This is a genomic window from Actinoplanes lobatus, assembly GCF_014205215.1.
In the GTDB taxonomy this organism is placed as follows: domain Bacteria; phylum Actinomycetota; class Actinomycetes; order Mycobacteriales; family Micromonosporaceae; genus Actinoplanes; species Actinoplanes lobatus.
The window spans coordinates 1,370,874-1,397,048 of sequence record NZ_JACHNC010000001.1 but is presented as its reverse complement, the minus strand read 5'-3'; the positions used below and the strand labels follow the sequence as shown (position 1 = coordinate 1,397,048).

The following is a 26,175-nucleotide window of genomic DNA, read 5'->3' as shown; positions in this document are numbered from 1 at the left end:
CCCCGGTATGGTGCGCACATGGCCAACCCGCTCACCCCGGACGTGCTGGTCGACCCGGTGGTGCTGACCCGTGCACTGGTCGACGTCGAGTCGGTGTCCCGCGACGAGAAGGTGATCGCCGACTGCGTGGAGGACGCCCTCCGCAAGGCCGGGCACCTGTCCGTGCGCCGGGTGGGCAACACCGTGATGGCCCGGACCAAGCTGGGCCGCGACCAGCGGGTCATCCTCGCCGGGCACCTCGACACCGTGCCGGTCGACGACAACCTGCCGTCCACCGTCGTCGACGACCTGATCTACGGCTGCGGCACCTCGGACATGAAGGGCGGCGTCGCCCTCGCCCTCCACCTCGCCGTCACCCTGCCCGATCCCCGGTACGACGTCACCTACCTGTTCTACGAGTCCGAGGAGATCGAGTCCGAGTACAACGGGCTCAACCTGGTCGCCCGAGCGCACCCCAAATGGCTCCAGGCCGACCTCGCGGTGCTGCTCGAACCGACGTACGGGACGGTGGAGGCCGGGTGCCAGGGCACGGTCTCGGCGCAGGTCAGCCTGCGGGGCCGGCGCGCGCACACCGCCCGGGCCTGGCGCGGGGTCAACGCCATCCACGCGGCCGGTGAGGTGCTGCGGCGGCTGGAGGCGTACCACCCGCGGGCCGTGACCATCGACGGCTGCACCTACCGGGAGGGCCTCAACGCGGTGCGGATCTTCGGGGGTGTGGCCGGCAACGTCGTACCGGACGAGTGCGGTGTCGAGGTCAACCTGCGGTTCGCCCCGGACCGCTCGGAGAAGCAGGCCCACGAGCACCTGCGCGAGGTCTTCGACGGGTTTGAGCTGGAGATCACCGACTCGGCGCCCGGCGCCCGGCCCGGGCTCGACGCCGCCCCGGCCCGCGAATTCCTCGCCGCCGTCGGCATCGAACCCGCCGCCAAGCTGGGCTGGACCGACGTGGCCCGGTTCGCGGCCCTCGGCATCCCGGCCCTCAACTACGGTCCCGGCGATCCGGCGCTGGCCCACGCGCCGGACGAGCACGTCGAGATCGGCAAGATCCGTGACGGGGCGGCCACCCTCTACCGGTGGCTCGCCCGTTAGTACTCCACGGTCACCCGGCCCACCGCACGCTGCGGTGGCGGGATCTCCATCGTCGCCTCCGGGTCGACGGCCGGCTCCGCGTCGCGCGCCGCGAAAGCCGCCCGCCGCTCCTCCAGCACCAGGCGGATCCGGCGCTGCATCCTGAGGCGCTCGTGTCGGTTCGTCATGGTGGCTGCTCCTTCGCCGGGAGCCCGGTGATGCCAGGTCGGTAACAGTACAGACGCGTCAGAGTCACTGTCGGTTGCTTCAATCTGGCAAAAAGGTCTGCGGGTCGCAATCCTCTTGCCGAAACGCGCCCGGTTATTCACCGGGTGCTGACCGTCCGCACTACCTTTGTGGCATGACGGACAGCACCAACGGGCGACCGCGACCGGCCCCCGAACGGCATCGCGGAGCCGTCACCCTGCGCCGCGACTCCATCCCACCGAGCACGGCCGACCAGAAACTCCTCGACTCCCCGCACCGCGGTGAGTGGAAGACCAAGGACGCCTGGCGGGCGCTGCGGATCCTCTCCGAGTTCGTCGAGGGCTTCGACACCCTGGCCGACCTGCCGCCCGCGGTGAGCGTCTTCGGCTCGGCCCGCAGCACCCCCGGCAGCTACGAGAGCGAGCTCGCCGAGAGCCTCGGCGCGGCGCTCGCCGAAGCGGGGTACGCGGTCATCACCGGCGGTGGGCCGGGCGTCATGGAGGCGGCCAACCGGGGCGCCACCGAAGCCGGCGGCATGTCCGTGGGGCTCGGCATCGAGCTGCCCTTCGAACAGGGCCTCAACGACTCGGTCGACGTCGGCATCGACTTCCGCTACTTCTTCGTCCGCAAGACCATGTTCGTCAAGTACGCGCAGGCCTTCGTGGTCCTGCCCGGCGGCTTCGGCACCCTGGACGAGCTGTTCGAGGCGATCACCCTGGTCCAGACGAAGAAGGTCACCCGGTTCCCGGTGATCCTGATGGGCACCGACTACTGGGGCGGGCTTCTCGACTGGGTGAAGGACCGGATGCTCGGCGAGGGCAAGATATCCACCATGGACCTCGATCTCATCCAGCTCACCGACGACGTCGCCGAAGCCGTCCGGATCATCATCGACTCCGAGGCGATCCTCGCCGAGACGCACGAGCCCTGCTGACGTGGCGAACATCTGCGTCTTCTGCGCCTCCTCCACCGCCCTCGAACAACGCTGGCTCGACCTCGCCACCGAGACCGGCCGGATCCTCGCCGAACGCGGGCACACACTCGTCTCCGGCGGCGGCTCGGTCGGCATGATGGGCACCGTCGGCGACGGCGCCCGGGCCGCCGGCGGGCACACCCTCGGCATCATCGCGCAGTGCCTCGTCGACCTGGAGGTCGCCGACCACGACTCCGACGAGCTCCTCGTCACCGGGGACATGGGCACCCGCAAGACCCTCATGATCGACCGGTCGGACGCGTTCATCACGCTGCCCGGCGGGCTCGGCACCCTCGACGAGCTGTTCGAGGTCTGGACCACGGCCACCCTCGACGTGCACCGCAAGCCGATCGTGCTGCTCGACCCGGACGGGTTCTACGACGGGCTGACCCGCTGGCTCGGTGGGCTCGTCGACCAGAAGTTCGTCCGGCCGGCCGCCATGGAGCTGCTGCTCGTCGCGCGTACCGTGCCGGAGGCCGTCGACCTGATCGAGAACGCGCTGGCCGGCCCGCGTGACGCGCCGTCCGGCACGGCCTCCGGGACGGCCAGCCCCGCCGAAGGCGCCTGACCCCTCCTGCTCCGGAATAACGTCGTACCGGCGTGCTCTCATAGATGCCGTGAGCACGCCGGTATCCCTTCCCCCGGTGCGCCGGTCCACCTACCGTCTGGTCCGGCGTCCCCGCCCGGTCGCGGCCGCCCTTCCCGCCGACCCGGTGCAGCGCGGCGTCATCCAGCACACCGCCGGGCCGCTCCTGGTCGTCGGCGGCCCCGGCACGGGCAAGACGTCGATGCTGGTCGAGTCGGTCGCCGCCCGGATCGCCGAGGGCGCCGACCCCGAGCGCATCCTGGTGCTCACCTTCGGCCGCCGCGCGGCGGCCGCGCTGCGCGACCGCATCGAGGCACGGATCGCCGACCAGCCCGGCCGCATCGTGCACGAGCCGCTGGTCAGGACCTTCCATGCGTACGCGTTCGGCCTGCTCCGCCGGGCCGCCGCCGAGCGTGGCGAACCGTCCCCACGCCTGCTCACCGGCCCGGAACAGGACCTGATCATCCGGGAGCTGCTGGCCGCCGTCGCCGATCCGGAGGCCACCGGCGACATCGGCTGGCCCGAGGCTCTCCGCCCGGCGCTGCCCACCCGTGCCTTCGCCCAGCAGCTGCGCGACCTCATGCAGCGCGCCGCCGAGCGCGGCGTCGGCCCGGTCGAGCTGGCCCGCCTCGGCGAGCGCCTGGGCCGCGACGACTGGCCCGCCGCCGCCCGCTTCCTCCGGGAGTATGTGGCGGTCCTCGCCCTGCGCGACGTCACCACCAGGGGATCGGCGGCGTACGATCCGGCCGAACTGGTCCGCGCCGCCGCCGGCCTCCTCTCCGACGAGCCCGACCTCCTCGAGGCCGAGCGCCGCCGCCTGGCGTTCGTCTACGTCGACGAGCTGGCCGAGACCGACCCGGCCCAGATCGAGCTGCTCGACCTGGTCGCCGGCGGCGGCAAGCCGCTGGTCGCCTTCGCCGACCCCGACTCGTCCGTCTACGGCTTCCGGGGCGCCGACCCCGGCGTCGTCGGCACCTTCCCGGCCACCTTCCGTGCCGCCTCCGGCACCCCGGCCGAGACGGTCGTCCTGCACACCAACTACCGGGCCGCCCCACCCCTGCTCAGCGCGACCGGCCGGGTCGCCCGCCGCATGCGCGGCCCGATCGGGCACCGCCCCATGCACCCACCCGCCCCGGCCGACCCCACTCCCGCCGCCACCGGCTCCACGCCCGCGGCGCCTGCCGCGCCCACGGCCGCCTCCAGGTCCGGTTCCACGCTGGGCGTGCCCGCGGAGCCTTCGGGTGCGGAGTCCTCGGCGGCGCGGCGCGGAGAGTCGTCGCCGGTTGATGGTGGGGTCTCCGCGGTGAGCGGAGTGGAGTGGGGGCCGCGACCGGAGGCGGTGGTCCGGACGTTCCGGTCCACCGCCGCGGAGACGGCCTACATTGCGCACGCGCTGCGGGAAGCTCACCTGCTGCACGGGGTGCCGTGGTCGCGGATGGCGGTGCTGATGCGATCCACGATGCTGCAACAGCCGTCGGTGCAGCGGGCGCTGGCCGCGGCCGGGGTGCCGACCGTCATCCACGCCGAGGACCTGCCGTTGCACCTGCAACCGGCGGTGGCGCCGTTCCTGCTGCTCCTGCGCTGTGCGGTGGATCCGGCGGCCCTCGACGAGGAGGCGGCCGTCGCTCTGCTGCACTCGCCGCTCGGCGGGGCCGATCCGCTGGCCGAGCGCCGGTTGCGCCAGGGGTTGCGGGCGCTGGCCGTGGCCGCCGGTGACCGGCGGCCCTCGGGTGAGCTGCTGGTCGACGCGATCCGCGACCCGGCCGGGCTGGACCTGGTCGAGCGGCGCTGGGCCCGCCCGGCACAGATGATCGCCCGCCTGATCACCGTCGCCCGGGAGGAGGCCGCCACCCCCGGCGTCTCCGCCGAACAGGTGCTCTGGACCGTGTGGCGGGAGAGCGGCCTGCACGACCGGTGGTTCGCGATGAGCACCGGCAACATCCCGATGCCCGACCAGCGTGACTCCGGCCGTGCCCGGCAGTGGCGCTCCGAGGCCGCCGACCGCGACCTGGACGCCATGGTGGTCCTCTTCGACGCGGCCGCCCGGTTCGTGGACCGGCTGCCCGGCGCGGGGGTGTCGGTCTTCCTCGACCACGTTCTCGGCCAGGAGCTGCCCGCCGACTCGATCGCCCCGAGCGCCGACCGTGGCGAGGCCGTCCGGCTTCTCACCGCGCACGCGGCGAAGGGCCTCGAATGGGACGTCGTGATCCTCGCCGGGGTGCAGGAGGGCATCTGGCCCGACCTGCGCCTGCGCGGCAGCCTGCTCGGCTCGGAACGCCTCGTCGACGTGCTGGCCGGCCGCCCCGCCTCGGGCCCGGCCGCGGTGATCGCCGAGACGTCGGCCCTGCTCGACGAGGAGCGGCGGCTCTTCTACGTGGCGGTCACGAGGGCCCGCCGCCGCCTGGTCGTCACCGCTGTCTCGTCGGCGAGTGTGGGCGGTGCCATCGGGGAGGAACAGCCGAGCCGCTTCCTCGCCGAGCTGGCCACCCCGGTCCGCCGCCTCGGCGGCGGCGATCCCCCACCCGATCCCGGCCCCTGGGACACCGGCCCTCCCCAACCCCCGTCCGGCCCGTCCGGCCCGTCCGGCCCGTCCGGCCCGTCCGATCGTGGTGGGTCGCCGGATCCCGGCGACCCCACTGGGACGGTGGGGAGAAGTGCCGCACGGCCTGCTGCGGGGGACCAGGCCGGCAAGGACACCGAGCCGGCGGGCGGCGATGAGAGCGGTGCGGGCGCGGGGCACGGCGACTCCGGCGGAGAGGTGCCGGAGGAGGGCGACGCCGAGGTCGAGATCCCGATGGGGCGGCCGCCCCGGGCGCTGACCCTGGCCTCGCTGGTGGCCGAGCTTCGTACCGTCGTGGTGGGCAGTGCGGAGACGCCCAGCCGGCGGCGCGCCGCGGCGGCCGAGCTGGCCCGTCTGGCGGCGGCGGGGGTGCCGGGGGCGCATCCGGACGAGTGGTGGGGTCTGCGGCCGCTCTCCGACGGCCGGCCGCTCGTCGACGAGGGCGAGGCGGTCAAGGTGACGCCGTCGTCGATGGAGAGCGCGCTGCGGTGCAGCCTGCGCTGGCTGCTGGAGCGGCACGGCGGCGCGGCCCCGGCCGGGCCCGCGCAGGGCATCGGCAACCTGGTGCACGCCGCGGCGATGCTGGCCGAGGACGCGAACGCGGACCGGGAGAAGCTGGTCGAGTACGTGTCGGCCCGGTTCGACTCGATCGAGCTGGCCGCACAGTGGCTGGCCGGTTCGGAGCAGGAGCGTGCCCAGGCGATGGTCGACAAGCTGCTGCGCTGGCTGGCGGTCAACCCGCGGCGGCTGCTGGCGATCGAGCACGAGTTCACGGTCCGGTTGGAGGACGAGCGCCGGCCGATCCAGTTGACCGGCCGGGTGGACCGGCTCGAGGTGGACGAGGAGGGGCGGCTCGTCGTCATCGACTTGAAGACCGGGAAGACCACCGCCGTCTCGTCCGCTGACGTGGCCGAGAATCCGCAGCTCGGCGGCTATCAGGCGGCGATCGCGGCGGGGGCTTTCGCGGATTACGGATCGGACAGCGGCGGGGCGGCGCTGGTGCAGCTGGGGCCCGGTAAGGACGCCCGCGAGCAGCTCCAGGTGCCGATCACCGACGCCGCCGACCCGCAGTGGGCGTACGCGATGGTCCGCCGCACCGCCGAGACGATGGCCGCCGCCACCTTCTCCGCGGTGGCGAACAGCCGCTGCCGGGTGTGCCCGGTCCGGACCAGCTGCCCGATCTCCGGCAAGGGCCGCCAGGTCGTCGAGCCGACCCCGGAGGACCACTGACCGTGACGCTGGATTCGAGACGACCGGAAACTGATCGATGACGCAGCCGACGCTGTTCGCCGAGGGGCCGCCGCCGCGCCGCCGCGCCGCCGACTCGGGGCCCCGCTACACGCCCCGCGAGCTGGCCCGGCTGCTGCGCCTGCCGGAGCCGACCACCGAGCAGGAGGCGATCATCGCGGCGCCGGTGCAGCCGCTGCTCGTGGTGGCGGGCGCCGGCTCCGGCAAGACCGAGACGATGGCGTCGCGGGTGGTCTGGCTGGTCGCGAACGGGTACGCGCACCCCGGCGAGATTCTCGGCCTGACCTTCACCCGCAAGGCGGCCGGCGAGCTGTCGCACCGTGTCCGGACCCGGCTGGGCCAGCTGGTCCGCAGGCTGGGCCGGGACGACGCGTTCGCCGGTGAGGCCACCATCTCGACGTACCACGCCTATGCGGCCCGGGTCGTCACCGAGCACGGGCTCCGCGCCGGGTACGAGCCGTCCGCGCGCCTGCTCACCGAGGCGGCCCGCTGGCAGATCGTCGACTCGCTGGTGCGCACCTACACCGGTGAGATGACGGGGCTGAACCGCGCGCCCGGCACGGTCACCGACGACGTCCTGGCACTCTCCGCCGAGCTGTCCGAGCACCTGGTCACGCCGGGCGACCTGGCGGCCTGGACCGGCCGGTTCTTCGCCGAGGTGCAGGAGTTCCCCGGCCGGATGTACAAGGACGTCTCCGAGGTGCTGCGCCGCCAGCAGGGCCGGCTCACCCTGCTGCCCCTGGTCCGGGCGTACGAACAGCGCAAACTCGACCTGGAGGCGATGGACTTCGGGGACCAGATGGCCCGTGCCGCACTGGTCGCCCGCGATCATCCGGAGGTCGGCGAGATCGAGCGCGGCCGGTTCCGGATCGTGCTGCTCGACGAGTACCAGGACACCAGTCACGCCCAGGTGACGATGTTGAACAACCTGTTCGGCGGCGGCCATCCGGTGACCGCGGTGGGCGACCCCTGCCAGTCGATCTACGGGTGGCGGGGCGCGTCCGCGGGGACGCTGGAGCGGTTCCCGGAGGAGTTCCGGGATTCCGGGGACCGGCCGGCCTGGGAGCGCACGCTGACCCGGAGCTGGCGCAACCGGCCGGAGATCCTGCGGGTGGCGAACACGATCTCCGCCCCGCTGCGCGCCCACGTGCACCAGTTGCAGTCGGCCGACCGGGTGGCCGCGGCGGTCGGCGGGCGGACGGTGACGTGCGCGCTGCTGCCGACGTACGCCGACGAGGCCGCCTGGATCGCCGATTCGATGCTGACCGCCTGGCGCCTGGTCGCCGGGATGCCGAGCGTCCCGGCCGCCGAGATCCCGCTGGAACAGCGCCCGACCAGCGCCGTCCTGGTGCGGGTGCGCAGCCAGATCCCGGTGCTGGAGGAGGCGCTGCGGTCCCGGGGCCTGCCGGTCGAGGTGGTCGGCCTGGGCGGTCTGCTGGACACCCCGGAGGTCCGGGACGTGGTCTGCACGCTGCGGGTGCTGGCCGACCCGGCGGACGGCGCGTCGCTGTTGCGGCTGCTCACCGGGGCGCGCTGGCGGATCGGCCCGCGTGATCTGGTGGCCCTGCACCGGCGGGCCCGGGCGATCGCGGCGGCACGGGCGGCCGCCTCGGGGCGGGCCGGCGACGACCCCGAGGAGATCAACACCGACCGTCTGGACGACGCCACGCTGGTGGAGGCGCTGGCCGACCCGGGTTCTCCCCGGCAGTACTCGGAGGAGGGCTACCGCCGGGTGCGGGACTACGGCCGTGAGCTGGCCGCGCTGCGCCGCCGCCTGGACCAGCCACTGCCCGACCTGCTCGCCGACATCGAGCGCACCATCGGCCTGGACGTGGAGGTGGCGGTGCGCGGCTGGGCGGCCGGTGACGCCGGGCTGGCCCGCGGCCACCTGGACGCGCTGGGCGAGGCGGCGACCCGCTACATCACCGAGAACGAGACCGGGACTTCGGCCGGGTTCCTGGCTTTCCTGGCGGCCGCCGAGGAGGAGGAACGCGGTCTGGAGCCGGGCCAGGTGGACGTGGTCGAGGGCGCGGTGCAGATCCTGACCGCGCACGCGGCGAAGGGCCTGGAGTGGGACGTGGTCTCGGTCGCCGGCCTGTGCCGGGGTGTCTGGCCGGGCCTGGTCCGCTCCTCCGACCACTACCTGGGCGGCATCGGGGTGCTGCCGTTCCCGCTGCGCGGCGACTCGTCGGGGCTTCCGGTGCTGGATCTCGGCGACGCGGTGGAGCAGAAGGGCATCGCCGCCGCGGTGACCGATTTCGGTCGTGCCTGGCGGGAGCACGACGAGCGGGAGGAACGCCGTCTGGCCTATGTCGCGGTGACCCGGCCGCGACGCCTGCTTCTCTGTTCCGGCTACTGGTGGGGTGACGGGGTGAAGCGCCCGCGCGGCCCGTCGGTCTTCCTCGACGAGATCCGCGCGGCCTGCGCCGACGGTGCGGGGGTGGTGGACGTCTGGACGCCGGAGCCGGCGCCCGGCGACACCAATCCGAGCGATCAGGTGGTGGCGACCGCCGAGTGGCCGGCCGATCCGCTCGGCCTGCGCCGCCCGGCGATGGCGGCCGCCGCCGACCTGATCCGCCGCATGGTCGAGAGCCCGGACGCCTCCGCGGCCGAGGCGTTCGCCGACCTGGCCGCCGCGGATCCGGAGGTCGCGGCCCGGGCCGGCCTGGCGGCCGACCTCGTCGGCCTTGCCGGGGAGGGCGCCGCCTGGTCGCCTCCCTCACCCCGCTCACCAGACAAAAAACCCGAATCGGGGGTACGCCGGAGCGAGGGCGATTCCGGCCCTCACCCGGACGACAGCGCCGGTGCGGCGACCCCGGAAGTGGCCGCGACCGAAATTGATCAGTCAGCCGCCGCATCGGCCGAAGTGGCCGACGGCGTGCCCAGCGCCAGTGGGGCCGACGGCGCCGGGCCGGGCGCGGAAGGGGCCGTGGCGGACGGGCGTGAGCGGGCGGAGGTGGTGGCCGCCCTGGAGGCGGCCGACCGGGCGGCGGAGGCCGGGGATCCGGACATCGCCCGGTGGCGGCACGAGGCGCGGCTGCTGCTGGCCGAGCGGGCCGAGCGCACCCGCGAGGAGGGCCCGATCGAGGTGGTGGTGCCCCCGCACCTGTCGGTGTCCCAGCTCGTGGTGCTGCGCCGGGATCCGCAGGCCCTGGCCCGCTCGTTGCGCCGTCCGTTGCCGCAGCGGCCCGCCCCGCACGCCCGCCGGGGCACGGCCTTCCACGCCTGGCTGGAGCAGCGGTTCGGGTCGGCGCGGCTGATCGACATCGACGAGCTGCCGGGTGCGGCCGACGACGACGCGGCCGGCGACGACGAGATGGCCCTGCTCCAGGAGGCGTTCCTGACCGGGGAGTGGGCGGAGCGGACGCCGGTCGAGGTGGAGGTGCCGTTCGCCACAACCGTCGCCGGGGTGGTGATCCGGGGGCGGATGGACGCGGTCTTCGCCGATCCGGGCGGCCGGTTCGACGTGATCGACTGGAAGACCGGGCGGCGGCCGGGCGGTGCGGAGGCCGAGGCGGCGGCGGTGCAGCTGTCCGCCTACCGGATCGCCTGGGCATCGCTGGCCGGGGTGCCGGTGCGCCGGGTGCGCGCCGGGTTCCACTACGTCCGGGAGCAGGTCACGGTCCGTCCCACCGACCTGATGGAGGCCGCCGGGCTGGCCGCCCTGATCGAGGAGATCCCGGCCGACTCGCGGTGAGGACGGGGCGGCCCGGAGGGTGACCCGTCGCCACACGCCGGATGGGCGCGCCGCGGCCGTGCCCGGGCAGGCGGCCGCGTGGAGCCGGCGGGACGGGGTGGTTTCGGTGGGTGCGGGCACGTCCGTACCGGAAAAGGGGTTAAAGGGCCGCGGCCAGCACGTGCAGGAGGGCGGCCGCGTAGGCCTCCTCGGCGCGGGCGGCCGTGAAGGTGTGCTCGTGGCCGAGCAGCTCGATGCGGACCAGGTGGCCGCCGGGCTCGCGGCGCAGTTCGCGGAAGGCGCCGCCGAGCAGCTCCCGGAGCTGGTCCTCGCGCGGTAGCCAGAGCGCCTCGCCCAGATCGACGTCGTCGAGCGCCCACTCGGTGGTGCCGTTGAAGGCGATGATTCGTCCTTCGGGACGGTCGTGCACCTGGATCAGCATGTTGCTCAGCACGAACAGCTCGTCGTCCAGATCCCGGTCCGGGACGGCGAAGCGGTCGCCGAGCTGTGGCTTCCAGGCCAGTCCGGCGGCCTTGAGCTGCCGCGCCACTTGTACGCCGAGCACTTCGCGACCCCTCTTCCCGTGCTACGCTGGCCCACGTTGTCAGTTTGGTTCCCAAGTACTCAGGAGCGCCTGTGGGGAAGTCTGCCCCAGGCGCTCTTTGTCGTAACCCGGGTTTCTCCGGTCGGGCGATCAGTACGACAGCACGAGACCCACAGAATGCGGGTCTTATTACCTCGTTCCCGTCCATAATGGTCGGGAATGATCGATCGTCGAGGAGACGAGCATGGTTACCGGTGTTGTGAAGTGGTTCAACGCGGACAAGGGCTTCGGGTTCATCACCCCGGACGACGGCGGCGCCGACGTCTTCGCCCACTTCTCCGCGATCCAGATGTCGGGCTACCGCTCCCTGGAGGAGAACCAGCGGGTGGAGTTCGAGGTGACCCAGGGCCAGAAGGGTCCGCAGGCGGCCAACATCCGCTCTGTCTGATTCACGCTGAGCCTTGGCCGCGGATAGCGGCCGGCACCGAGTGAGATCGGCGCCGCACCCGGTTCGGGTGCGGCGCCGATGCGGTTCCGGGGCCTTTCACACATCGAGGGCCCCCGGCGCGCCGGAAGCCCTCGATGGTCGTTTTCGGCCAGGTGGGTGGCTCAGGCGGCCGTGCCGCTGGGCAGCGGGGCGGTGCCGCCCAGGTGGGCCGGCAGCCACCAGCGGTCGTCCGGGCCGGAGGGCTTCGCCGGGTAGGCCCGCTGGACCGCGTCGAGCAGCTCGGTGAGCCGCTCCTTCAGGACCGCGGTGATCGCCTCGGGGCTGGCGTCCGCGGTGACCTCGATCGCTTCGCCGATCTTGATGAGGACCGGCACGTGCCGCTTGGTCAGCTCCTTCTTGCGGCCCTTGGTCCAGAGCCGGTGCGGACCCCAGACGGCCATCGGGATGAGCGGCACCCCGGCCTCCTGGGCCATCCGGGCGGCACCCGACTTCAGCGTCTTCACGGTGAAGGACTCGCTGATCGTCGCCTCCGGGAAGACGCCGACGATCTCGCCGCCGCGCAGCGACTCGATGGCGTGCTTGAAGGCGGCGGTGCCGGCCTTGCGGTCCACCGGGATGTGCCGCATGCCGCGCATCAGCGGACCACTGATCTTGTGGTCGAAGACCTGCTTCTTCGCCATGAACCGGACCAGCCGCTTGGCGGGCTGGCAGCCCAGGCCGCAGTAGATGAAGTCCAGGTAGCTGGAGTGGTTACTGGCCAGCACCGCCCCGCCGCTCGTCGGGATGTGCTCGGCGCCCTCGACTTCGATCTTGTTGTCGAGCGCGCGGAACATCGTCTTGGCAAGGGCGACGACCGGGGGATACACCAGTTCCATGGCAGCACGGTAGCCGACGTTTCCGGGATCGGCGTAGGTCGGCCGGACAAACCCGGCGGGCCTACCGGCTCGGGGGATGTCGGCGCCCGTGGTGTTCACTGGAGTCATGACCGATGCGCGTCCTGATCCGTCCCCATGGGCATCGGGGATGGTCACCGCGTACGGCGTACCCGCGCAGTCTCCACCGCAAGCGCCCGCGCCGCCTCCGCCGGACGGGCCACGACGGCGCCGGCGGCAGTTGATGATCTTCGGTGGCGTCGCCGGGGCGATCGTGGCGATCGGCCTCACCGTCCTGCTGATCGTGATCGTCGGCGGCGACGGCCATCCGTTCGGCTCGAAGGCCGGCCCACCGGCCGATGTGCGGCCGCCGCTGGCGCAGGCCTGCCCGGCGCCCACCGTCGCACCGAGCGCCGCCCCCACGGCCGTGCCGAGCGCGCCGCCGCCGGCCGCCGGGGAGCGCACCGTCGACGACGTCGCCGGCATCTCCTACCAGCGGTACGGCGCCCCCTGGGAGACCTGGACCGACGTCTGGGAGGCGGGGACGCTGCGGGTGCCCTACCGGGTCGGGCAGCATTTCGTGACCGAGGTCTACCGCGGTGGCAGCTACCACGCCTCGATCCTGTCGGCGGCGGTGCCGGCGGCCGACAACGACGCCGTCACGCTGGATCTGGAGTGCGTCGGGCGGCAGGTCGCGGCGGACGTGCGGGCCGAGTACTACCCGCAGCCGAACCGGATGGAGCCGCTGCGCGACGAGGTGACGACGCTGGGCGGGCGGCCCGCCTGGGTGAGCGAGTTCCGGCTGCACTTCTCCGAAGCCGGGCTGACCGCCACCGAGGAGCTGTCCGCGGTGGCGGTCATCGACGTCGGAAAACCGGCGGCCGCGATCCTGTACGTCTCGGTGCCCGGCACCCACAAGCAGTTCGACCACGTCATCGACGAGGTGCTCGAGTCGGTCCGGCCCCTCTGACGCTCACCGGCGGTGATCGTCCGCGGAGCGAAGCGGAGCCATTCAGCTCAGTTGCCGGTCAGGCCCCAGCGCTTGCGCAGGGCGTTGTCCGCCGTGTTGAACAGGATGTCGATCAGAATGCCGATGATCAGTACGACGATGATGTAGCTGATCACCAGCGAGGCCTCGTGCAGGTCCCGCGCGTTCTGCATGCGGGCGCCGACGGACAGCGCGCCCGGCACGATGACCAGCAGCTCACCGGCCATCAGGCTGCGCCAGGAGAACGCCCAGCCCTGCTTGAGCCCGGAGATGAAGGACGGCAGCGACGCGGGCAGGATCAGGTGCCGGTATTTGGACAGGCCCGTCATGCCCAGCACCTGGCCCACCCGCAGCCAGGTCCGCGGCACGTAGTCGATGCCGCTGATCAGGCCGTTCGCCACCGAGGGCGCGGCGCCGATGACCACCACGAACATGATGGCGCTCTCGCTGAGCTGGAAGAGCAGGATGGCCAGCGGGAACCACATGATCGACGGCATGGTCTGCAGGCCGGTGATGAGCGAGCCGATCGCGGCCCGCAGCGGGGCGAACCGGGAGACCGCCGCGCCGATCACGGTGCCGATGGCGACCGCGAGCAGGAAGCCGGTGAAGGCGCGCGTCAGGGTCAGCCGTACGCCGTCCCAGAAGTCGGGCGTGGTGGCCAGCTCCTTCAGATCGGCGAACACGTCGACCGGGCCGGGCAGCACGTAGGTGGGCTTCCACTCGGAGAGCACCACGAGCTGCCAGACGGCGATCGCGATGGCGACGGCCAGCAGTTTGGGCCAGGCGCTGTTCCAGATCCGCCGGCCGCGGTCGCCCTTGTCCGGACGTGGTGCGAGCTCCAGCGCGTCGAGGCCGCTGACCTCGTCGGCCGCCTTGTCGGCGGTGATGACCTCAGTTGGCATGACGGGCGACCTCCGCACGAAGCCGGTCGGTGATCTCGGCGGCCTGGGCGGCCACCTCGGTCGAGTCGATACGCCGCGGGCGCGGGTGATCGATCTTGAAGTCCTCCAGGACCCGGCCCGGCCGGCTGCTCAGCAGGACGACCCGGTCCCCGAGCCGGACCGCCTCCCGGACGTTGTGCGTCACGAAGAGGACGGTGAGCTCCTGCTCGCGCCAGATCCGCTCCAGCTCGTCGTGCAGGATGTCGCGGGTCATCGCGTCCAGGGCGCCGAACGGCTCGTCCATCAGCAGGATGTCGGCGTTCTGGGCGAGGGCCCGGGCCAGCGCCACCCGCTGCCGCATGCCGCCGGAGAGTTCGTGCGGCCGCTTGCCGCCGAAACCGCCGAGCCGGACGATCTCCAGCAGTTCCTGGGCCCGCTTGCGGCGGTCGGCCCGGCCGACGCCCTGTAGGCGCAGCGCCAGCTCGACGTTGCCGGCCACCGACAGCCAGGGGAAGAGGGCGGCCTCCTGGAACATCAGGGCGACGTGCTTGCCGTTGATCTCCAGGGTCCCGCCGGTGATTTTGTCCAGGCCCGCGACCAGGGACAGCAGCGTGCTCTTGCCGCACCCGGACGCGCCGAGGAGGCAGACGAACTCGCCCTTGTCGACGGTGAGTGAGACATGGTCGAGGGCGAGCAGCGCATTGCCGCCCGAACCGTACTGTTTGGTGACGTCGTCGATCCGCACTACCGTGCTCATGCTCGCCCTCCCATCACTCGGAGTCAGTCCGTCAGGCTGCGGCGTCGCTGACCGCGGACTGGCCCTCGGCCTTGAGTACCTCGTTGAGCAGAGTCAGGTCGTAGATGCCCTTGAGGTCGACCGGCTCCAGCAGGTCCACCGACTCGGCGTTCTTCGCGCTGGTGTACAGCGAGGAGGCGATCGGGTCGTGGGTGAACTTCAGGTTCTTGAACGCGGCCGTGAGGATCTCCGGCTTGAGCGCCTTGCCGGACAGCTTCTCGATCTGGGCGTTCGCGGCGGTCTGCGCCTCGGCGTTGTTGGTCCCGATGAACTTGACCGACTTGACGTGGCCCTGGATCAGCTTCTTGACCGTGCCCGGGTACTTCTTCAGGAACTCCTGGCTGACGATCAGGTGGGTGGTGACGAACTCGCCGTTCGGCCACAGGGTCTTCTCGTCGACGAGCAGCTTGCCCTTGGACTCGAGGATCAGCCGGCTCAGGTTGGGCTCGGGCACCCATGCGCCGTCGATCGCGCCCTGGGCGAAGGCCTGGAGCGCGGTCGCGTTGTCCTGCGGCAGCACCGAGACGTCGCCGCCACCCTGCTTGTCGGCGTTCAGGCCGTTCTGCTTCAGCCAGGCGCGCAGCGCGACGTCCTGGGTGTTGCCCAGCTGCGGGGTGGCGATCTTCTTGCCCTTGAGGTCGGCCGGAGTGTTGATGCCCTCCTTGACCACCAGGCCGGCGCCACCCGAGGTGCTGCCGGCGACGATCTTCAGCGCCTGGCCCTTGGACTCGGACCAGCCGTTGATCGCCGGGTTCGGGCCGATGTAGGTCGCGTCGATCGCGCCGGAGAAGAGCGCCTCGATCGCGGCCGGGCCGGCGTTGAAGGTCTTCTCCTCCAGCTTGGTGCTGCCCAGGGCCTCGGTGAAGAAGCCCTTGTTGACACCGACCAGGGCCGGCGCGTGGGTGATGTTCGGGAAGTAACCCAGACGGATGGTTTCGGCCTCGGCGGCGCCGGAGCCGGCCGCGGCTGGGGTGTCCTCGTCCGAACCGCAGGCGGCGAGAGCGGTCGAGGCCAGAACGGCGGCGGTGGCGAAGGCGAGCGCGCGTATCGTGCGGGAGCTCATGCTCACTCCTAGTTTCGTTTCACTGAGATGCTGGAGAGTTCGGCCAGGGTCTTGTGGTCGACCACACCCTCGATGGCCGCCTCGACGGCGACCCACACGTCATGCAGCGCCGTCGCCGCACCGTGGTAGATCGCCGTGGATGTGGGCAGGCCGCGAACCGTGGTGAGGGCTCCGCCGACGGCGCGTACGACGTCGCCGACGGTGATCTCCTCGGCCGGGCGGGCCAGCGCGTATCCACCGTCCACCCCGCGATGGCTGTGCAGCAGCCCGGCGCGGCGCAGATCGAGCAGGATGCCTTGGAGGAAGCTCAGCGGGATCTCCTGGGCGGCCGCCAGTCCGGCGGCCTTGACCAGGTGCGGGTGTTCCGCGGTGACCGCGAGCATCGCGCGTACGGCGTAGTCCGTGCGTGCAGAGACATACACGACGCGCGCCCCCTTTCCCGTGTTCACCTATCTGATGGATGGGAATACTGGGCCATGTGGGGTTGATGCGTCAAGCCCATCCCAGGGTGACGTCACCCGTCCGATTCGCGGCAGAAGATCAGCAACGGATATTGATGTATTTACCCGGCGTCGCCACTCGACTACGGAGCAGCGTCCGCTAGATTCGTAACGTGGCGCCCAGAATCAAGATCCCCGCGACGAAATACCCGGTCGAACGGTTCACCCTCGGCAACGGTCTGCGCGTGGTCCTCTCCCCGGATCGCAGCGCCCCTGTCGTCGGTGTGGCAGTCGTCTACGACGTCGGCATCCGCAGCGAGCCGGAAGGCCGCACCGGGTTCGCCCACCTCTTCGAGCACCTGATGTTCCAGGGCTCGGAGAACCTGGAGAAGCTGGCGCACTTCCGCCACGTGCAGGGCGCGGGCGGCAGTTTCAACGGCTCCACCCACCTGGACTACACCGACTACTTCGAGGTGCTGCCCTCCGGCGGCCTCGAGCGCGCGCTCTTCCTCGAGGCCGACCGCATGCGCGGCCCCCGGCTCACCGAGGAGAACCTGCGCAACCAGGTCGACGTGGTCAAGGAGGAGATCCGGGTCAACGTGCTGAACCGGCCGTACGGCGGGTTCCCGTGGCTCAAGTTGCCGCCGGTGATGTTCGAGACCTTCCCGAACGCGCACGACGGATACGGCTCGTTCGAGGACCTGGAGAGCGCCACGGTCGAGGACGCGCGGGGGTTCTTCGACCGCTACTACGCCTGCGGCAACGCGGTGCTGTCGGTGGCCGGCGACTTCGACGTGGCCGAGGCGACCGCCATGATCGAGCGGCACTTCGGTGACGTGCCCGCCCGTCCCGCCCCGCGGCTGCCCGACTTCTTCGAGCCGGACCTGACGGCGGAGCGCCGGGAGTCGTACGTCGATCGCATCGCCCCGCTGCCCGCGGTGGCCGGCGGCTGGCGTGTGCCGGACCCGATCGCCACCTTCGACGACTACCTGCCGTTCGTGGTGCTCGCCGAGGTGCTCACCGACGGTGACGCCTCCCGGCTCGTGGAGCGCCTGGTCCAGCGGGACCGGACGGCCACCACCCTGGGCGGCTACATCGGCTTCATGGGCGACGAGTACCAGGTGCGCAACCCCACCGCGCTGCTTCTCCAGGCCCACCTGCCGCCCGGCGGTGACGCCGACAAGGTGCTGCGGACCATCGACGAGGAGCTGGACCGGCTCGCCGCCGACGGTCTCAAGCCGGGCGAGCTGGACCGCACCCAGGCCCGGATGGCGACCCGCCTGCTGAACGGCACCGACGACGTGCTCGGCCGGGCGCTGCCGATGGCCGTGCTGGAGTTGCAGCGCGGTCGCCCCGAGCTGCTGAACGACCTGCCCAAGCTGATCAGCGAGGTGCGCGCGGAGCAGATCGTCGCCGCCGCGGCCACCCTGCGGCCCGAGCGCCGCGCCTCCGTCGAAGTGATCCCGGGAGCATCCGCGTGACCAAGACCGTGACCAAGACGCTGCCGGACCTGGTGCCCGACGCGGAGCTCAACCTGCCGTTGGAGAGGGAGCGCACCCTTCCCAACGGCCTCACCGTCATCGCCATCCGCCGGTCCGCGGTGCCGCTGGTCGAGGTGCGGCTGCGGATCCCGTTCGGGCGGGCGCCGCTGGCCCCGGCCACCCTGCTCTCGCAGGCCCTGCTGACCGGCACCGGCGCCATGTCGAGCATCGACATCGCGGCCGAGTTGCAGGCCGTCGGCGGCAGCCTGGCCGCCGGGCTCGACCCGGACCGCCTGCTGATCAGCGGCAACGCCCTCGCCGACGGGCTCGACCGGACTCTGGAGCTGCTCGCCGGGGTGCTCACCGGCGCCGCCTACCCGGAGACCGAGGTGGCCACCGAGCGGGAGCGGCTGGTCGACCACATCCAGGTCGCCCTCAGCCAGCCCGGCCACCTGGCCCGGGTGGCGCTGCTCCGCCGGATGTACGGCGCCCATCCGTACGCGGTGCAGACCCCCGGCCCGGAGGAGGTCCGCGCCGTCGAGCCGGCCGCCCTGCGCGAGCTGCACGCCGACCGGGTCCGCCCGGACGGCGCGGTGCTGGTGCTCGTCGGCGACATCGACCCGGAGCAGGCCATCGACACCGCCGACAAGATCCTCGGCGGCTGGACCGGCAGCGCCCCGGACGGGACCATCCCGGCCACCCCCGCGCTGGAGACCGGCCCGCTGCTGCTCGTGGACCGGCCCGGCTCGGTGCAGTCCTCGCTGCGGATCGCCCTGCCCGCGCTCACCCGCACCGACCCCGACTACGCCGCCCTCTACCTGGCCAACCTGGTCTTCGGCGGCTACTTCTCGTCCCGCTGGACGGAGAACATCCGGGAGGACAAGGGCTACACCTACGGGTCGTACTCGTCGATCGAGCACTACGTCGCCGGGTCCGCCCTGGTCGCGTCCGCCGAGGTGGCCACCGAGGTGACCGGCCCGTCCCTGCTCGAGACACAGTACGAGCTGGGCCGCATCGCCAGCCTCGCCCCCGGTGAGGAGGAGCTGGAGCAGGCCCGCCGGTACGCCCTCGGCGCCCTCCGTCTCGGCATGTCCACCCAGGCCGGCCTGGCCGGGCTGGCCAGCACCTACGCCGGCTTCGGGCTGCGCCTCAACCATCTGCGCGACTACTCGGCGGCGCTGTCGGCCGCCACCCGTGAGGAGGTCGCCGCCGCGGCCGCGAAGTACCTCGCCCCGTCCCGCGCGGTGGCCGTCGTCCTGGGTGACGCCGAGCGGATCGAGGCACAGCTCGCCGCGCTGACCGCGGTGGAGCGCGGCGCAGCGTGACCAGTTCCGAAGAGCCGGGCGGCCCACCGCTCGCCCGTACCACCCTCGACCGTGCCGCGCACCGCCGCAAGGACGAGGACTGGCTCGCCGCCGCCTGGGACCGCGGCCAGGTCGTCGTCGTGGACCTGGCCAAGGGCGGCCGGGCGCTGGTCACCGACCGTCCCGACGGCGGCTCCGCGCTGGTCCTGGTGTCGCCGGCGGAGGCGCCGGAGGGGGAGCGCTGGTTCCTCGGCGCCGGCCCGGACGGCACCCCGTTCTGGGCCGTCGACGCCCCGCTCACGGCGGGCGACGGCACCCGGTCCATGGATCTGCGCTCGGTCGGGCACCTGCTCGACGCCCGGGACACCGGCCTGCTGACCACCGCGGTCGCCCTCGGGAACTGGCACCTCAGTCACCGGTTCTCCCCGCGTACCGGGAAGCCGACCGTCTCGGTGGAGGCGGGGTGGGCGCGGGTCGACCCGGACGGCGCCCTGATGTGGCCGCGGACCGACCCCGCGATGATCATCCTGGTGCACGACGGCGTACCGGGGCCGGGTGGCCGTTGCCTGCTCGGGCACAACGCGGCCTGGCCGCCCCGGCCGGACGGCGGCCGGCGTTTCTCCTGCCTGGCGGGCTTCGTCGAGGCCGGCGAGTCGGCCGAGGCCGCAGTCGCCCGAGAGGTCCACGAGGAGGTCGGCGTCCGCCTCTCCGAGATCCGGTACGAGGGCAGCCAGTCCTGGCCGTACCCCGGCTCGCTGATGCTCGGCTTCCACGGCATCGCCGATCCGGCCCAGCCGCTGGTCCTGGACCCGGAGGAGATCGACGAGGCGCACTGGTTCACCCGGGAGGCGGTCGCGAAGATGATCGCCGGCGAGGGCACGCGTGGCCTGCCGATGAACTCATCGATCGCCTTCTACCTGATCGAGAGGTGGCTCCACGATGATCAGGAAACTTTTTCCGGTTAGGCGGCAACCAATCCGAGTGGCCATCGCGTCTTCCTTTCAAAGACGAGAGGGGAAGCGATGACTCAGGTGGAGGCGCCGGCGTGGACGCCGATGTCCGCTCAGGAGCGGGAGGCGTTCGATCGCGACGGCTACATCGTCGTGCCGTCGGTGCTGAGTGAGAGCGAGATCGAGGCCGGCCGGGCCGCGATCCTGGGGTACTACGAGAAGAGCAGGGCCGAGGGCACGCTCAGCGCGACCGGTGCGCTGCACCAGCTGTCGCCGATCGCTCACGTGCCCGAGCTGGCCTTCCTGATCGACCACCCCAAGGCTTTCAAGTACATCTGGTCGCTGCTCGGGTGGAACCTGCACATCTACCACTCGCACATCGACGTTCACCCGCAGCTGCACGAGAAGCAGAAGGACTGGTGGCACTGGCACCAGGACGGCGGCCGGCAGAACCGGGAGATCGAGACCGACCCGCGGCCGATGCTGTCGGTCAAGCTGGCGTACTGGTTCTCCGACGTGAGCGAGACCGGCCGGGGCAACTTCACCGTGCTGCCGGGAAGCCACAAGACCAACTGGCTGCCGGGCCCGAAGAACCGCGGCCTGCCGTTCCCGCAGCCCGAGGGTGCCACCCAGATCACCGCGAACGCCGGTGACCTGGTCGTCTTCGACCGGCGCATCTGGCACGCCCGGTCGGACAACTACTCCGACATCACCCGTGTCGGCGCGTTCTTCGGCTACACCCCGCGGTGGATCGCGATGCGCGACGAGAACGCGGACCTGCCGAACACGCCGGCCTGGGCGAATCTCAACGAGGTGCAGAAGCAGCTGCTCGGCGGCTTCGGCAACGGCGACGGTGACCACCAGTGGGGCCACTACCCGGAGACCACGCCGCTCTACGGCGCCCTCAAGGAGCGGGGTCTGCTCGACTCGAGCATCCCGGCGCTGATCCCGTAAAGGTTCGGGAGGGGCCGGGGCCCCTCCCGAAAACCTCAGGCCGCGATGGCGGCGAGGTGCTGCTTGACCTGGACGATCGACGGGTTCGTCAGTGCCGAGCCGTCCGCGAACCGCAGCGTCGGCACCGTCTGGTTGCCTCCGTTGACGCTGCGCACGAACGCGGCCGAGGCCTCGTCCTGCTCGATGTCGACGACGTCGTAGGCGATGCCCTCGCGGTCGAGCTGCGACTTGAGGCGGTGGCAGTACCCACACCAGGACGTCGAGTACATGGTCAGCATCGGTCAGGGCTCCTTCGATACAGGTCACACGGTGGTGCGTCCGGCAAGCACAACACCCCGTACGGGTGTCATGATTCCCTACCGTGCGGACTGAAGGGGTGCTGGCCGGGCTGGATCCGGAGCAGCGGACGGCGGTGACGGCCCCCGCCGGGCCGGTCTGCATCCTCGCCGGCGCGGGCACCGGCAAGACCCGGGCCATCACCCACCGCATCGCGTACCGGACCCTCTCCGGCGAGATCAGCCCGCGGCACGTGCTGGCGGTCACCTTCACGGCGCGGGCCGCGGCCGAGATGCGGGCCCGGCTCACCGCCCTCGGTACGGCGGGGGTGCAGGCCCGTACCTTCCACGCGGCCGCGCTGCGGCAGGTCCGCTACTTCGCCCCGCGGCTGCTCGAGGGCCGGCAGATGCCCGAGCTGATGGAGAGCAAGGTCCGCGTCGTCGGGCTGGCGGCCGCGAAGGCCGGGCTGCGCACCGACCGGGCCGCCGCCCGGGACCTGGCCGGTGAGATCGAGTGGGCCAAGTCCTCCCTGGTCGAGCCGGGGGAGTACGCGGTGGCCGCGGCCAAGGCGATGCGTGAGTCGCCGTTCGAGCCGGCCCGGGTGGCCGAGGTGTTCGCCGCCTACGAGTCGCTGAAGCGCCGCCAGGGCGTGATCGACTTCGAGGACCTGCTGCGTGCCGCGGTCTGGGGCATCGAGGAGCACCCGGACGTCGCCGAGCAGATCCGCGCCCAGTACCGGCATTTCGTCGTCGACGAGTACCAGGACGTCAACCCGCTCCAGCAGCGGCTGCTCGGCGCCTGGCTGGGCGGGCGCGACGACCTCACCGTGGTCGGCGACGCCAGCCAGACCATCTACTCGTTCACCGGCGCCACCTCGGCGTACCTCATCGACTTCCCGCGTCAGCGGCGCGACGCCGTGGTGGTCCGGCTGGTCCGTGACTACCGCTCCACGCCGCAGGTGGTGGGGCTGGCCAACGCGGTGATCCGGCAGGCCCGCGGCACCGAGGCGAAACTGCGCCTGGAGCTGGTCGGGCAGCGGCCGCCCGGGCCGGAGCCGGAACTCAAGATCTTCCCGGACGAGCCGGGGGAGGCTGTCGCGGTGGCCCGGCGCTGCCGGGAGCTGATCGCGGCCGGCACCCCGGCCAGCGAGATCGCGGTGCTCTTCCGGACCAACGCGCAGTCCGAGGCGTACGAGGAGGCGCTCGCCGAGGCCGAGGTGCCCTACGTGGTCCGGGGCGCCGAGCGGTTCTTCGAGCGTGCCGAGGTGCGGCGGGCGATGGTCGCGCTGCGTGCCGCCGTGCGGTCGGTCCCCGGCGAGACCCCGCTCGTCGAGGCGGTCGTGGAGGCGCTCGCCGCCACCGGGTGGAACCGGAGCCAGCCCCCGCCGGGCGGTGCGGCCCGCGAGCAGTGGGAGGCGCTCGCCGCGCTGGTCACCCTCGCCGAGGAGTACGCCGCCGAGCCGGAGATCCTGCCGATCGGTGAGGCCGGACGGATCCAGCGGGACGTGTCGCTGTCCACCTTCAACGACGAGCTGGCCCGCCGTGCCGAACAGCAGCACGCGCCCACTGTGGCAGGAGTCACACTCGCTTCGCTGCACTCCGCCAAGGGCCTCGAATGGGACGCCGTCTTCCTGGTCGGGCTCGCCGACGGGACGCTTCCGACGACGTACGCGAAGACCGCCGAGCAGCTGGAAGAGGAGCGCCGCCTGCTCTATGTGGGGGTGACCCGGGCCCGTCACCTGCTCTGGCTCTCCTACGGCCAGTCCCGCGCCCCCGGCGGCCGGGCCCGCCGCCCCTGCCGGTTCCTTCCGCAGCTGGAACGCTCGACGTCCAGGGAACGTACGCCGGTCGATGGAAGTCGGAAACCCGACCGGCGTCCCATCCGGGTGTCCTCGTGCCGGATCTGCGGCGCCACCCTGCTGGCCGGCGCCGACCGCAAACTGGGCCGCTGCCCCACCTGCCCGTCGGACCTCGACGAGGACCTCCACGAGCGCTTGCAGGTGTGGCGCGCGAGCACCGCGGCGGAGCTCAAAGTCCCTGCGTACGTGGTGTTCACCGATGCGACCCTGGTGGCCGTGGCGGAGCGCCGCCCGACCGGCCCGGCGGAGCTGCTGGCGATCGCCGGGATCGGCCCCCGGAAGCTGGGTCAGTACGGCGACGCGGTCTTCGCTCTGGTGGCCGGTGCGAACCCAGATGATCTTGCGCCGAAAAACTTCGGAAACTAGTGCGTTAATTCGTTTGCCCTCCCGTGTAGGGCAGGCATAGCCTCAGGACACGTCTTGGCGAGCGGTTCGCTTGCTGGGGTTTCTAACCACGAGTGCAAGGTCATGGAGAGGGAGGTGGCAACGATGAAGCTCAACATCACGATGACGATCCCGTCGATGCTGCCGACTGCTGCCTGGCCTCTGTCCGCCTCACTGCCCGTCACCGCCGCTCCGTTGGCGCTGATGGCGGCTGAGCGGACCCCGTCCGAGCTCGTCCGGGCCCTGCCGACCGCGGCAGCGCTCGTCCCGGCTCCGCGGGAGCACCAGGTCAGCCTCCAGGCCGAGCTGGGCAAAGCGACCCTGGTGCGCACGGGTGGAAGCAACGGGACAACTGGTTTCAAGGGCAGCAATATCACCATCTCCAGCAAGCGCTACGCAGATGGTGGCAGCGGTGTCCCGCCTCGAGGAAGGCCGGTCTGACAAACAGACCTCCGGCTCACCTCGAGGCCGCGGAACCCAGAAATGGGATCCGCGGCCTCAAATCTTTTCCGGCCCTACCCGGCCGGTGCACGACCCGAAACACGATCCAGAAGATCGATGAAGAAGAGAGAGGTGACCGGGCTTTATGAGTCTGGCGCTGGCCCCGATCGACGTGAGCGTCGACATCGAGGCGAACCTGCCCTGTCGGAAGTTCGACCCGGACCTTTGGTTCTCCGACTCCCCGGCTCAGCTGGAGCTGGCCAAGTCGCTCTGCGGGGACTGCCCGCTGCGCGCCGAGTGCCTGGCCGGTGCGGTCGACCGTGCGGAGCCCTGGGGTGTCTGGGGTGGCGAGATCTTCGAGCGTGGCGCCGTGGTTCCGCGCAAGCGGCCCCGTGGTCGTCCGCGTAAGGCCGACGTCGCTCGCGACGCCGAGCTGGCTGTCGAGGTCGAGGAGCGGCTCGCCGCCAACGGTCTCGACTCCCGCAGCTCGGTCCGTCTGGCGGCCTGAGATGCACACCCTCCCCAAACCCGAGATCGAAATCCGAAAGCCGAGTAACGACATGAACCCGAGTGGAGCCCCGAAGATGAGACTCATCCAAGAAGCGTTGTCCCGTGCCCGAATGCGTCGGCCTCAGAGTGACCGTGCACCTGAGGCTTACCGCTCCGCCCGCCAGATCACCATGGACGCCCGCAGCAGGGCTTCTCGTGATCGCGGCGTCGGGCTCTGACAACCGACCTTGATGGAAAATGACGGCCCGTCCGCTGGTGCGGACGGGCCGTTCTCATACTGCGCTTCTCTGCGACGTGCTTCTCTTTGCGATGTGCTTCTCTATGCGACGGGGGCGAACCCCGGCAGCCATTTCTCCAGGATCTCGCGATAGGACGCCTCCGCCTCGAGTTGGCAGAGCACCCCGATCGAGCCCAGTGTCACCCGGTGGATGAGCAGGTAGGACGGTGGCAGGTTGAGCCGCCGGCTCAGCTGGTAGGCCGGGCCCCGGGGATTGGTCAGCCTCGTCGCCTCCGACCGCAGCCAGCTCCGGGTGAACCGGAACCGCTCGGCCGACACCGGTTCGATCATCGGCAGCAGGAAGTCGAGCAGCGCCTGGGCGTCGAGATCGTCGGTCCCCTTGACGAAGCCCTCGTCGCGCAACCCGTCGACGACCGCCTGCGCCTGGCCGTCGAGGGCGAGCCGGACCAGTCGGCCGATCGGCTCCGGGTGGCCCTCGGGGAGCCGGGCCACCGCGCCGAAGTCGATGACGCCGAGCCGGCCGTCGGGCAGGATCCGGAAGTTGCCCGGGTGCGGGTCGGCGTGCAGGAGGCCGGCCCGGCCGGGAGCCGAGAAGTGCAGGACGGCCATGAGCCGGCCCGCCTCGTCCCGCTCGGCCGGCGAGCCACCGGTGATCACGTCGGCCAGCGGGGTGCCGTCCACCCACTCGGTGACCAGGACCCGCGGGGCGGAGGCGACCACCCGGGGCACGAAGATCTCCGGATCGTCCCGGTACGCCTCCGCGAACGCCCGCTGTGTCTCCGCCTCCATCTCGTAGTCGAGCTCCTCGGTGATCCGCTCACGGAGCTCGGCCAGCAGTGGTTTCACGTCGATGCCCGGCTGGATGATCTTGAACATGCCGGCCAGGCGGGAGAGCTGCTTGAGGTCGGAGATCAGGGCGTCGCCGGCGCCCGGATACTGCACCTTCACGGCCACCGGCAGCAGCTTCGGTTTCGCGTTGCGCCGGGCCGGCGGCAGTTTCCACACGGCCCGGTGCACCTGTCCGATGCTGGCGGCGGCGGCCGGGCCGTCGTCGAACTCGGCGAACCGGTCCCGCCAGTCCGGGCCCAGCTGCTCGGCCAGCGCCTTGTGCACGTTGGCCACCGGCATCGGCGGCGCGGCCTCCTGGAGTTTGGTCAGGGCCTGGCGATAGGGCCCGGCCATCTCCTCGGGCAGCGCGGCCTCGAACACCGACAGGGCCTGGCCGAATTTCATCGCCCCGCCCTTGAGCTGACCCAGCACGCTGAAGATCTGCTCGGCGGTGCGCTGTTGAATGTCGGCCGAGATGACGTCGGACGCTATGCCGACGGCACGTTTGCCGAGACCGAGGGCGGCACGCCCAGCGAAACCGAGTGGAAGTGCGGCTAGCTTCGCCGTCCGGGAAGCGGCGCGGCGCGGTATGTCCGTCACC

23 protein-coding genes are annotated in these 26,175 nt (G+C 71.8%); 14 read left to right on the top strand and 9 right to left on the bottom strand.

Annotation, left to right across the window (positions count from 1 at the left end):
- The first annotated feature begins 18 nt into the window (after nt 1–18).
- Nucleotides 19–1,089, top strand: a complete 1,071-nt coding sequence (gene dapE, locus BJ964_RS06050) for a succinyl-diaminopimelate desuccinylase (RefSeq protein WP_188119753.1) — start codon at nt 19–21, stop codon at nt 1,087–1,089.
- Here dapE and BJ964_RS06045 read toward each other — a convergent pair.
- Entirely contained in the window at nt 1,086–1,256 is a 171-nt protein-coding gene (locus BJ964_RS06045; RefSeq protein ID WP_183222737.1) for a hypothetical protein, read from the bottom strand. The two genes, dapE and BJ964_RS06045, sit on opposite strands and share 4 nt — an antisense overlap.
- 173 nt (nt 1,257–1,429) lie before the next feature.
- Between BJ964_RS06045 and BJ964_RS06040 the strand changes: the two genes are divergently transcribed.
- The 4 genes from BJ964_RS06040 to BJ964_RS06025 are packed head-to-tail and all read left to right on the top strand — an operon-like array spanning nt 1,430 to nt 10,339.
- Nucleotides 1,430–2,209, top strand: a complete 780-nt coding sequence (locus tag BJ964_RS06040) for an LOG family protein (protein ID WP_188119752.1) — start codon at nt 1,430–1,432, stop codon at nt 2,207–2,209.
- 1 nt (nt 2,210) lies between these two features.
- Entirely contained in the window at nt 2,211–2,816 is a 606-nt protein-coding gene (locus BJ964_RS06035; RefSeq protein WP_188119751.1) for an LOG family protein, read from the top strand.
- A gap of 49 nt (nt 2,817–2,865) precedes the next feature.
- A complete protein-coding gene (locus tag BJ964_RS06030; RefSeq protein WP_188119750.1) occupies nt 2,866–6,624 on the top strand; it encodes an ATP-dependent helicase in 3,759 nt (1,252 codons plus the stop codon).
- 37 nt (nt 6,625–6,661) lie between these two features.
- Nucleotides 6,662–10,339: an ATP-dependent DNA helicase gene (locus BJ964_RS06025; protein ID WP_188119749.1), complete on the top strand. Its 3,678-nt coding sequence runs from the start codon at nt 6,662–6,664 to the stop codon at nt 10,337–10,339.
- A 139-nt stretch (nt 10,340–10,478) separates the two neighbouring features.
- Here BJ964_RS06025 and BJ964_RS06020 read toward each other — a convergent pair whose 3' ends face one another.
- Complete coding sequence (locus BJ964_RS06020; RefSeq protein ID WP_188119748.1) at nt 10,479–10,883, bottom strand: pilus assembly protein CpaE; 405 nt, start codon at nt 10,881–10,883, stop codon at nt 10,479–10,481.
- 223 nt (nt 10,884–11,106) lie between these two features.
- On the opposite strand from BJ964_RS06020, the gene cspE reads away from it, so the two are divergent.
- Nucleotides 11,107–11,310, top strand: a complete 204-nt coding sequence (cspE, locus tag BJ964_RS06015) for a transcription antiterminator/RNA stability regulator CspE (RefSeq protein WP_014447450.1) — start codon at nt 11,107–11,109, stop codon at nt 11,308–11,310.
- A 161-nt stretch (nt 11,311–11,471) separates the two neighbouring features.
- Here cspE and BJ964_RS06010 read toward each other — a convergent pair whose 3' ends face one another.
- Complete coding sequence (locus BJ964_RS06010; protein WP_188119747.1) at nt 11,472–12,185, bottom strand: lysophospholipid acyltransferase family protein; 714 nt, start codon at nt 12,183–12,185, stop codon at nt 11,472–11,474.
- Nucleotides 12,186–12,291: 106 nt separating this feature from the next.
- On the opposite strand from BJ964_RS06010, the gene BJ964_RS06005 reads away from it, so the two are divergent.
- Nucleotides 12,292–13,152 carry a hypothetical protein gene (locus BJ964_RS06005; RefSeq protein WP_188119746.1) on the top strand — a complete coding sequence of 287 codons (861 nt, stop codon included), beginning with the start codon at nt 12,292–12,294 and terminating at the stop codon, nt 13,150–13,152.
- Nucleotides 13,153–13,199: 47 nt separating this feature from the next.
- On the opposite strand, the gene BJ964_RS06000 is transcribed toward BJ964_RS06005, so the two are convergent.
- The 4 genes from BJ964_RS06000 to BJ964_RS05985 are packed head-to-tail and all read right to left on the bottom strand — an operon-like array spanning nt 13,200 to nt 16,332.
- Entirely contained in the window at nt 13,200–14,072 is an 873-nt protein-coding gene (locus BJ964_RS06000) for an ABC transporter permease (protein ID WP_188119745.1), read from the bottom strand.
- Nucleotides 14,062–14,808 (bottom strand): ABC transporter ATP-binding protein, encoded by a 747-nt coding sequence (locus tag BJ964_RS05995; protein ID WP_188119744.1) that lies wholly within the window; start codon nt 14,806–14,808, stop codon nt 14,062–14,064. Before BJ964_RS05995 ends, BJ964_RS06000 begins: the two co-directional genes overlap by 11 nt.
- Before the next feature lie 31 nt (nt 14,809–14,839).
- Complete coding sequence (locus tag BJ964_RS05990; RefSeq protein ID WP_188119743.1) at nt 14,840–15,910, bottom strand: ABC transporter substrate-binding protein; 1,071 nt, start codon at nt 15,908–15,910, stop codon at nt 14,840–14,842.
- Nucleotides 15,911–15,918: 8 nt separating this feature from the next.
- Nucleotides 15,919–16,332 carry an RrF2 family transcriptional regulator gene (locus tag BJ964_RS05985; protein ID WP_188119742.1) on the bottom strand — a complete coding sequence of 138 codons (414 nt, stop codon included), beginning with the start codon at nt 16,330–16,332 and terminating at the stop codon, nt 15,919–15,921.
- 191 nt (nt 16,333–16,523) lie between these two features.
- Between BJ964_RS05985 and BJ964_RS05980 the strand changes: the two genes are divergently transcribed.
- From BJ964_RS05980 to BJ964_RS05965, 4 genes are read left to right on the top strand one after another with little or no spacing between them, the layout of a single operon-like run.
- A complete protein-coding gene (locus BJ964_RS05980) occupies nt 16,524–17,831 on the top strand; it encodes a M16 family metallopeptidase (RefSeq protein WP_188119741.1) in 1,308 nt (435 codons plus the stop codon).
- Complete coding sequence (locus BJ964_RS05975; RefSeq protein ID WP_229806586.1) at nt 17,828–19,156, top strand: M16 family metallopeptidase; 1,329 nt, start codon at nt 17,828–17,830, stop codon at nt 19,154–19,156. The genes BJ964_RS05980 and BJ964_RS05975 overlap by 4 nt, the downstream gene beginning before the upstream one ends.
- Nucleotides 19,153–20,100: an NAD(+) diphosphatase gene (gene nudC, locus BJ964_RS05970; protein WP_188119740.1), complete on the top strand. Its 948-nt coding sequence runs from the start codon at nt 19,153–19,155 to the stop codon at nt 20,098–20,100. The genes BJ964_RS05975 and nudC overlap by 4 nt, the downstream gene beginning before the upstream one ends.
- Nucleotides 20,101–20,157: 57 nt before the next feature.
- A complete protein-coding gene (locus BJ964_RS05965; RefSeq protein ID WP_188119739.1) occupies nt 20,158–21,039 on the top strand; it encodes a phytanoyl-CoA dioxygenase family protein in 882 nt (293 codons plus the stop codon).
- 35 nt (nt 21,040–21,074) lie between these two features.
- On the opposite strand, the gene BJ964_RS05960 is transcribed toward BJ964_RS05965, so the two are convergent.
- Nucleotides 21,075–21,317 carry a mycoredoxin gene (locus BJ964_RS05960; protein WP_188119738.1) on the bottom strand — a complete coding sequence of 81 codons (243 nt, stop codon included), beginning with the start codon at nt 21,315–21,317 and terminating at the stop codon, nt 21,075–21,077.
- Nucleotides 21,318–21,400: 83 nt separating this feature from the next.
- Between BJ964_RS05960 and BJ964_RS05955 the strand changes: the two genes are divergently transcribed.
- The 3 genes from BJ964_RS05955 (at nt 21,401) to BJ964_RS05945 (ending at nt 24,506) form a co-directional block, all read left to right on the top strand.
- Nucleotides 21,401–23,539, top strand: coding sequence for an ATP-dependent DNA helicase UvrD2 (locus BJ964_RS05955; protein WP_188119737.1), 2,139 nt, complete (start codon nt 21,401–21,403; stop codon nt 23,537–23,539).
- A 123-nt stretch (nt 23,540–23,662) separates the two neighbouring features.
- The gene (locus BJ964_RS05950; protein ID WP_188119736.1) at nt 23,663–23,998 is read left to right on the top strand and encodes a hypothetical protein; all 336 of its coding nucleotides are present in this window, start codon (nt 23,663–23,665) and stop codon (nt 23,996–23,998) included.
- A 145-nt stretch (nt 23,999–24,143) separates the two neighbouring features.
- On the top strand, nt 24,144–24,506 hold the full coding sequence (locus BJ964_RS05945; protein WP_188119735.1) for a WhiB family transcriptional regulator: 363 nt from the start codon (nt 24,144–24,146) through the stop codon (nt 24,504–24,506).
- A 321-nt stretch (nt 24,507–24,827) separates the two neighbouring features.
- Here the strand turns inward: BJ964_RS05945 and BJ964_RS05940 are convergent, their stop codons facing one another.
- Nucleotides 24,828–26,174, bottom strand: a complete 1,347-nt coding sequence (locus tag BJ964_RS05940; RefSeq protein WP_188119734.1) for an ABC1 kinase family protein — start codon at nt 26,172–26,174, stop codon at nt 24,828–24,830.
- Nucleotide 26,175: the final 1 nt, after the last annotated feature.